Here is an 8,045-nt window from a genome sequence, read left to right as displayed (position 1 = left end):
GCAGGCCTGTCAGGGTTCGGTGGCACCGCCATCGCTGACTGAAGTCAGCTCCCACCAGAAATCCAGCTTCTGCCGGGCTCCAACTACCCGGTAGGAGCCGCACTTCAGTGCGCGATCAGGCCGTAGGCCAGTCAGAGGTTGGTGGCACCGCCATCGCGAGGTTTGCAAGCGATGTGGCGGCCTTCGTCCGAGGATGTTAAGTATGCCGCAATTTCCTGTTGTTGACATTGAGCCAGAATGGGTAATCGACGATGAACCCATGGGGACCAAAGAAAAAGCCTGGATCGAACGGCCCGGTGATATCCATCCCTGGCTGTTCAAGTTCTCCCGTGTCAATGACGGGGTGGCAACTGGCGAGCACTGGGCCGAAAAAGTAGCAGCAGAGGTGGCTGAACTGTTGAGAATACCCCACGCCACGGTGGAGCTTGCTCGTTTTCAGCAGCGTTGGGGGAGCCTGACTCGCAGTTTTGAAGCACTGCATCAGGAGGATGTAGAGCTGGTACATGGAAATGAGCTGCTCGATGGCGTCATCGAGGGGTATGATCGTCATAAGCTTCGCGGCCAGCACGATCACACGTTACAGAATATCCTGAAGGTGGTGGACCGGATTACACAAGACGACCCTGAGCAACGATAAAATACCTTCCGTCATGTTGGTGGATTCATCGTTTTGGATGCATTGATACTCAACACCGATCGCCATCACGAGAACTGGGCCATGCTGCGTAAGACAGTTCCGAGAGGGCAAGTCCAGCACTGGCTTGCGCCCTCGTTCGATCACGCCTCATCATTGGGGCGGGAACTCACCGAGTTTCGACTGGCCAAGTGGCAGCATGAGCCATGGCGTGTCGAATGGTATGCCAAGCGCCCCCATGGAGGTATCTTTTTGAAATCCGAAGGGCGGCGGGGCGAAAACCCTCTCCACTTGGCAGAAGTCTCATATCGACGCTGGCCGCTATATCTGGCTCCCTGGATCACAAGGCTACAGCGGCTGGGCTGCACGCCTCTGCTGGACATAGTTGAACGGGTGCCCGAAAGCTGTATCAGCGAGCTTTCCCGAAGCTTTTCCAAGGAGCTGCTAACCTATAACTGTAACCGGCTACGGAGATTGCAGTGAACTCTACCCTTTATCTGGCATGGCAGGATCGGCGCCAGCGTGCCTCGGGTAAGCCAGCAACGCGCCGCTGGTATGTTATCGGTCGGCTGGATGCCGAAGGCAAGGATTATGTATTTCGCTATACGGAGGGGGCGAAACATGCGCGGCAGGAAGCCGGCTTTCAGCCTCTCGACGCCTTTCCTGACTTGCAGCGCTGCTACCGCTCCGAGGAGTTATTCTCGGTATTCCGTAACCGGATTCCCAACGCTCGGCGTAAGGACTATCCGGCGCTGATGGCCCGCCTGGGGCTATCTGAGCAGGTGGTCGACCCTTTCGAAATCCTGGCCGTGACCGGTGGCACACGCCAGACCGATAATCTGGAAGTCTTTCCGCGTATCGCCACGCAACCGGATGGCAGTTTCCGCTGCCGGTTTTTCCTGCATGGTTGGCGCTATGTCAGCGAAGCCGCACAGCAGCGGCTGCAGCAACTGCGTGAAGGCGACACACTTCGAGTGGCTCTAGAACTCAACAATCCAGCCTCCGGCCTGGCTATTCAGCTTCAGGCGCCTGATAGTTACTTGATGCTGGGCTGGGCTCCTCGTTATCTGAATCAGGACCTGGCAGACGCGATGCTGACCGCGCCGGCGATGCTGGAAGCCCGGGTGGCCAAAATCAACCTGCCGCCGTCACCCCACAACCAGCGAGTCTTGATCGAATTTCGTGGATCGTTATCCGATAGCGGGGAGCCGATGATGGGGTCTGAGTACCAGCCGCTGGTAGCCTGAATCAAGTCACCAGCCGCAGCTGGCTATGGGCCAACTACCCGGTGGGAGCTGACTTCAGTCAGCGATGATGTAGCCATCGAACAATGCTGGGCCGACCCGTCGTCGGCCCCTGCCAGCGGCGGCCTAGCCGATCAGCCCGCGCTCGCGCAGCGCGTTAATCACGGCGTCGGCGGCTTCGTCCTCGCTCATCTGCGCCGTTGGCAGATGAATTTCCGCCCCCTCGGGTGTTTCATAGTCGGAGTCGATGCCGGTGAAGTTTTTCAATTCGCCGCGGCGCGCCTTGCGGTAAAGCCCCTTGGGGTCGCGGGCTTCGACAACGTCCAGCGGCGCGTCGACGTGAATCTCGATGAACTCGCCGTCTGCCAGCAGGTCGCGCGCCAGCTGGCGCTCGTCGCGGAACGGCGAGATAAACGCCGAGAGTACGATCAGCCCGCTATCCACCATGAGTTTGGCCACTTCCGCCACCCGGCGAATGTTCTCCACGCGGTCGGCGTCGGTGAAACCCAGGTCGCGGTTGAGGCCGTGGCGCACGTTGTCGCCGTCCAGCAGGTAGGTGTGCTGCCCTTGGGCGTACAGGCGCTTTTCCACCCGGTTGGCGATGCTCGACTTGCCCGCGCCGGAAAGCCCGGTAAACCACAGCACCGCCGGCTTTTGGTGCTTGGCGCTCGCTCGGGCCTGCTTGTTGATGTCCACGTGCTGCATGTGGATGTTGTCGCTGCGCCGCAGGGCAAAGTGCAGCATACCCGCGCCCACGGTGTTGTTGGTCATCCGGTCGATGAGGATAAAGCCGCCGGTGTCCTGGCTGTCGCGGAAGGCATCAAACGCCACCGGCCGATTGACGCTCAGGGTACAGACGCCGATGTCGTTAAGCGCCAGCTGCTTGCTCGCGGTGTGCTCCAGGGTGTTGACGTTGATCCGGTATTTGATGTCGGTCACGGTGGCGGAGACTAACTGCGTGCCCAGCTTCATCAGATACGGCCGCCCGGGCAGCAGCGGTTCGTCGTGCATCCACACCAGCGAGGTTTCAAACTGGTCGGCAGTGCGGGCCGGTTGCTCAACGCCCGAGATCACGTCCCCACGGGAAATATCGATCTCGTCTTCCAGCAGCAGGGTGACCGACTGCCCCGCGACCGCTTCGTCCAGATCACCGTCGAAGGTATAAATCCGCGCTACGCGGCTGCCGTTGCCCGAGGGCTGCACGCGAATGGCGTCGCCGGGCTTGACCACCCCGCTGGTAATCATGCCGCTAAAGCCGCGGAAATCCAGATCAGGGCGGTTGACCCATTGCACCGGCAGGCGCAGCGGCGCCTGCTGCAGCGCTTCGTCCTCGATCTCGACGGTTTCCAGGTAGCCCATCAGCGTGGTGCCGTGGTACCAGGGCATGTTGGCGCTGTGCCGGGTGATGTTGTCGCCCTTGAGCGCCGAGAGCGGAATAAACGTCACGCTCTCGAGCCCCAGCTCGGCGGCAAACTCACGGTATTCGTCCACAATGGCGTTAAACCGCGCCTCGGCGTAGCCCACCAGGTCCATTTTGTTGATCGCCACCGCCACGTGGCGCATGCCCATCAGTGCCATGAGAAAGCTGTGGCGCCGGGTCTGGGTCTGAATGCCGTGGCGGGCGTCGACCATAAGGATCGCGGCGTCGGCGGTGGACGCGCCGGTCACCATGTTGCGGGTGTACTGCTCGTGCCCGGGGGTATCGGCAACGATGAACTTGCGCTTGTCGGTGGAGAAAAAGCGGTAGGCCACGTCGATGGTGATGCCCTGTTCGCGCTCGGCGGCCAGGCCGTCGACCAGCAGCGCCAGGTCCAGCTCATCGCCCTGGGTGCCGAACTTGCGGGAATCGGCCTCGATGGAGGCCAGTTGGTCTTCAAACAGCAGCTTGGACTCAAACAACAGACGGCCGATCAGCGTGCTCTTGCCGTCGTCGACGCTGCCGCAGGTAATAAATCGCAGCAGCCCCTTGTGCTCGTGGGCCTGCAGATACTGCTCGATATCGTCGGCGATCAAATCGGATGTATGCGCCATTAAAAGTACCCCTCTTGCTTTTTCTTCTCCATCGATGCGGCGCTGTCGTTGTCGATCACGCGGCCCTGGCGTTCTGACGTGTGGGTCAGCAGCATTTCCTGAATGATCGCCGGCAGCGTGTCGGCCTCGGACTCGATCGCCCCGGTCAGCGGGTAGCAGCCCAGGGTGCGAAAGCGCACCTTGCGCATCATCGGTACTTCGCCGGGTTCCAGCGGCAGGCGTTCGTCGTCGACCATGATCAGCGTGCCGTCGCGCTCCACCACCGGGCGCTCGGCGGAATAGTACAGCGGCACGATGGGAATGCCCTGCAGGTGGATGTACTGCCAGATATCCAGCTCCGTCCAGTTGGACAGCGGGAACACGCGGATCGACTCGCCCTGGTGGCGGCGCGTGTTGAACAATTTCCACAGCTCGGGGCGCTGGTTTTTGGGGTCCCAGCGGTGCTGCGCGGTGCGGAACGAGAATATCCGCTCCTTGGCGCGGGATTTTTCCTCGTCGCGCCGGGCACCGCCAAACGCCGCATCAAACCCGTACTTGTCCAGCGCCTGCTTGAGGCCTTCGGTCTTCATCACGTCGGTATGAATCGCCGAGCCGTGGGTAAAGGGGTTGATATCCTTTTCGACCCCTTCGGGATTGACGTGCACCAGCAGCTCCATGCCGCTTTCCTTCGCCATCCGGTCGCGGAATTCGTACATGGCGCGGAACTTGTAGCGGGTATCCACGTGCAGCAGCGGAAACGGCGGCGGCCCGGGGGCAAAGGCCTTGCGCGCCAGGTGCAGCATGACCGCACTGTCCTTGCCCACGGAATAGAGCATCACCGGGTTTTCCGTCTCGGCGACCACCTCCCGCATGATTTGGATGCTTTCGGCCTCGAGCCGTTGTAAGTGCGTAAGCGATGTCATGTCATGGTTGTCCTTGGTTGATAAAGCGTTCTTCGCCGTTGGTTGCCACAGGCCTGACAACAGGGTGGGAGCACCCACAAACCGGGTGTAAACGCACTTCAGTGCGCGAAAGCAGGCCGCACAGGCCTGCCGTGTTCGATGGCTAAACCATCGCTGACTAAAGTCAGCTCCCACCAAACCCTGCTTCCACCGGGCCTGCTGCCATAATTCATCGCTGACTAAAGTCAGCTCCCACCAGGTAGTGGGCCCATAGCCAGCGGCGGCCAGTTACCTGATTCAAGGTGGGAGCGCACTTCAGTGCGCGAAAGCAGGCCGCCAGGCCTGCCGTGTTCGATGGCTAAACCATCGCTGACTAAAGTCAGCTCCCACCAAACATTCAGATCCCACCGAACCCTGCTTCCACCAGGCCTGCTGCCATAATTCATCGCTGACTGAAGTCAGCTCCCACCAAACATTCAGCTCCCACAAAATATTCAGCTCCTACCCGGTAGAGGGCTGCCGGCCATAACACGAACTCAGCCACGTCTCCCCATCTTGACGACATAGAATTCCGGCTGCTCGTCCAGCCAGGCCTGTATCTCGGGGCTGGCCGCCAAGTCCGCGCCGTGGAAAATCAGCCCTGCGGGGGCGTTTTGCGCCAGCGCAGCAAAGGCCAGCAGGTAGTCCTCGGCACGCGGCGGGTGGGGAAAACAGCGCATCCACAGCCGTCCGCGGGGGCCGTGAAAGTACAGCTGATACACCGCACGCTGCGGATGCCGAACGCGGCGCGCGCCGCCTTGCCAGCGCTGGGTAGCACGCGGCAGGCGCTGCCACACCGGCGCTACCGTCTGGCGAAACCAGCGACCGCGCGCCGAGCGCTCGGCGCCCCACTGCTCGAGCGGCCAGGGGGAGGGTTTCAACCCTTCGTCTGCCCACCAGTGCTCCACGCTGCGCCGGGTGAGCGTAGCGCCCTGCTCGGCGCCCACGTCTGCCGCCAGCGCGGCGCTGGACCAGCCCGGCTCACCCGCTGGCGGCGGCGTATACACCCGGTGCCACAGCGCCTGCTGCACGTGTGAGGTCAGCCGCGACGCCTGGCCCTGACGGCGGCCGCGCTCGCGCACCGGTACGGCCGCCCAGCCGCCCTGGCAGAACGCTTTCCACGCCGCTGATACCGTCGGCGCAGAGAGGCCGGTTTGGCGCGCCGTTTCGGCCACTGTCACACCGTCCAGCCGCCGCCTGACGGCGTCCAAACGGCGCTCGTTAATTATTTCAGGCGAAAAATGTTTTATACTCAAAAAACTTTTAACTTATTGTTTATAAAAGATTATTGTTAAAACAACATAGCAATTATACCGGCTCGATAGACGTTATCATAAAAGCCCGCGTAACATACGGCAAGCCAGTTTACCGTTGTTAAGGATGTCGTATGCTCGCCTGGGCCGTTGTTGTTTCTCTGTGCCTTTTTCTCGCGGTGCTCGTCAGTGGGCGCGTCAAGCCCGCTACCGCCTTCACTGGCCTTGCCACGCTTTACCTGCTCACCGGCCAGGTGGATACCGCGACGCTTCTGCAGCAATACACCAACCCGGCGCTGGCCACCCTTCTTTTGCTGATGCTGGTGTCGTTGGCGCTGGAACGTTCGCCGCTGCTTGACTGGCTCTCCGACCGCCTGCTGAGCGGCAGGCCGCGCTTGGCGACGGCAAAACTCATGGGGGCCAGTGCGATACTTTCGGCCTTTCTCAACAACACCGCGGTGGTGGCGGCGTTTCTCGGGGCTATCTCGCGTCAGAGCCGGCTGGCCCCGTCGCGGCTGCTTATTCCGCTGTCCTACGCCTCCCTCATGGGCGGGATTACGACGCTGGTGGGCACCTCGACCAACCTGGTGGTCAATTCGTTTTATTTGAACGCCGCCGGCCGGGAGCTGAGCATGTTTCAGTTTGCTCTGGTGGGCCTGCCGGTGGCGCTGATTTCGCTGGGCGTCCTGCTCTGGCGGGCGAGCGGCCTACCGCGCCATCCGGCAGAGAACACCCGAGACCGGCTGGCCTACTTTCTCGCCGCCGAGCTGACTGACGATTCGCCGCTGGCCGGCAAAAGCATCGAAGCCAACGGCCTGCGCAGCCTGGACGGCCTCTACCTGCTGGAAATCGAGCGCGACGGCCGGCTGCTGAGCCCGGTTGCGCCGGAAGAGCGGCTGCAGCCCGGCGACACGCTGGTTTTTACCGGCGAGGTGAACAAGGTTCAGGCACTGCAGCGCTTTCCCGGCCTCCGGCTATTTGGCCACCAGGCAAGCGACCTGCTGGCGACGAACCTGGTCGAAGTCGTGGTATCGCACCAGTCGGAGCTGCCGGGCAAGACGCTGCAGGAGGTGGATTTTCGCAGCATGTTCAGCGCCGGGGTGGTGGGTATCCGGCGGGGCGAGAAACGCCTGGAAGGTCAGCTGGGGCAAATACCGCTGCGCGTGGGCGACTGCCTGCTGCTGGCCGTCAGCGCCGATTTCCGCCAGCACCGCAACCTCGACCGCAATTTCCATCTGCTCAGCGGCAGCTTTACCCGCCCGCAGCTCAGTCGCCGGCAAAGTGCTTATACCCTGGGCGGCTTTGCCGGCGTGATCGGCGGCGCCAGCTTGGGGCTGGTGCCGCTGTTTCACGGTCTGCTTTTGCTGATGGCAGGGCTTTTGGCCTCTCGGCTTCTCAGCGTCGACGAGCTACGCCGGCGCTTTCCGTTCTCGCTGTGGTTGATCATCGGCTCGGCGCTGGCCATGGCTCAGGCGCTGGAAAACTCCGGCGCCGCCGCCCTGCTGGCTCAGGGCATGCAGGCGCTGTTCAGCGGCTACGGCGTGTATGCCGCCTTCGCCGGCTGCTATGTGTTCACCCTGCTGCTGACGGAAACCGTCACCAACAACGCCGCCGCCGCGCTTGCCTTTCCTGTCGCCTGGAGCACCGCGCAGGCTTTCGGCGCCGACCCGCTGCCGTTTGTCATGGCCGTGGCCTACGGCGCCAGCGCCTGCTTTTTAATTCCCTTCGGCTACCAGACGCATCTGATGGTCTACTCACCGGGACGTTATCGGATCAGCGACTTTCTCAAAACAGGTCTGCCCGTGAGCCTTGCCTATTCCGCCGGTGTCCTCGTGCTGACACCGCTCATCTTTCCCTTTTAACCCGGCTTATTCATGAGGCTGGCTTGAAAATAAAGATGGCGAGGGGTTTCTCTTGTAGAATCAGGATGTTCCAGCCAGAACTTGATTCAAGAGGACCTCTC

6 protein-coding genes are annotated in these 8,045 nt (G+C 61.6%); 3 read left to right on the top strand and 3 right to left on the bottom strand.

The genetic code is table 11. The features are described 5' to 3' along the window. Nucleotides 1-202 precede the first annotated feature (202 nt). Both ABD654_RS05895 and ABD654_RS05890 read left to right on the top strand, forming a co-directional pair. Entirely contained in the window at nt 203-637 is a 435-nt protein-coding gene (locus ABD654_RS05895) for a hypothetical protein (RefSeq protein WP_344703222.1), read from the top strand. A 476-nt stretch (nt 638-1,113) separates the two neighbouring features. After that, nucleotides 1,114-1,881, top strand: coding sequence for a hypothetical protein (locus ABD654_RS05890; protein ID WP_344703220.1), 768 nt, complete (start codon nt 1,114-1,116; stop codon nt 1,879-1,881). A 123-nt stretch (nt 1,882-2,004) separates the two neighbouring features. Here ABD654_RS05890 and cysN read toward each other — a convergent pair whose 3' ends face one another. From cysN to ABD654_RS05875, 3 genes are all read right to left on the bottom strand, one after another. Further along, the gene (gene cysN, locus ABD654_RS05885; RefSeq protein ID WP_344703218.1) at nt 2,005-3,909 is read right to left on the bottom strand and encodes a sulfate adenylyltransferase subunit CysN; all 1,905 of its coding nucleotides are present in this window, start codon (nt 3,907-3,909) and stop codon (nt 2,005-2,007) included. Next, on the bottom strand, nt 3,909-4,862 hold the full coding sequence (gene cysD / locus ABD654_RS05880) for a sulfate adenylyltransferase subunit CysD (protein ID WP_344703224.1): 954 nt from the start codon (nt 4,860-4,862) through the stop codon (nt 3,909-3,911). Before cysD ends, cysN begins: the two co-directional genes overlap by 1 nt. Nucleotides 4,863-5,326: 464 nt before the next feature. Then, a complete protein-coding gene (locus ABD654_RS05875) occupies nt 5,327-6,040 on the bottom strand; it encodes a hypothetical protein (RefSeq protein ID WP_344703216.1) in 714 nt (237 codons plus the stop codon). Between the two features lie 176 nt (nt 6,041-6,216). On the opposite strand from ABD654_RS05875, the gene ABD654_RS05870 reads away from it, so the two are divergent. After that, complete coding sequence (locus ABD654_RS05870) at nt 6,217-7,944, top strand: SLC13 family permease (protein ID WP_344703214.1); 1,728 nt, start codon at nt 6,217-6,219, stop codon at nt 7,942-7,944. The last annotated feature ends 101 nt before the right edge of the window (nt 7,945-8,045 follow it).

Origin of the sequence: Halomonas cibimaris, from assembly GCF_039537045.1 — a bacterium.
Lineage (GTDB): Bacteria > Pseudomonadota > Gammaproteobacteria > Pseudomonadales > Halomonadaceae > Vreelandella > Vreelandella cibimaris.
Note: the sequence above shows the minus strand (reverse complement) of the source record. Positions and strands in the feature narration are given on the sequence as shown.

Bases quoted from the DNA above. Each gene is read 5' to 3' on its own strand.
- ABD654_RS05895 (WP_344703222.1), top strand. From the start codon at position 203: ATGCCGCAATTTCCTGTTGTTGACATTGAGCCAGAATGGGTAATCGAC.
- cysN (WP_344703218.1), bottom strand. From the start codon at position 3,909: ATGGCGCATACATCCGATTTGATCGCCGACGATATCGAGCAGTATCTG.
- ABD654_RS05870 (WP_344703214.1), top strand. From the start codon at position 6,217: ATGCTCGCCTGGGCCGTTGTTGTTTCTCTGTGCCTTTTTCTCGCGGTG.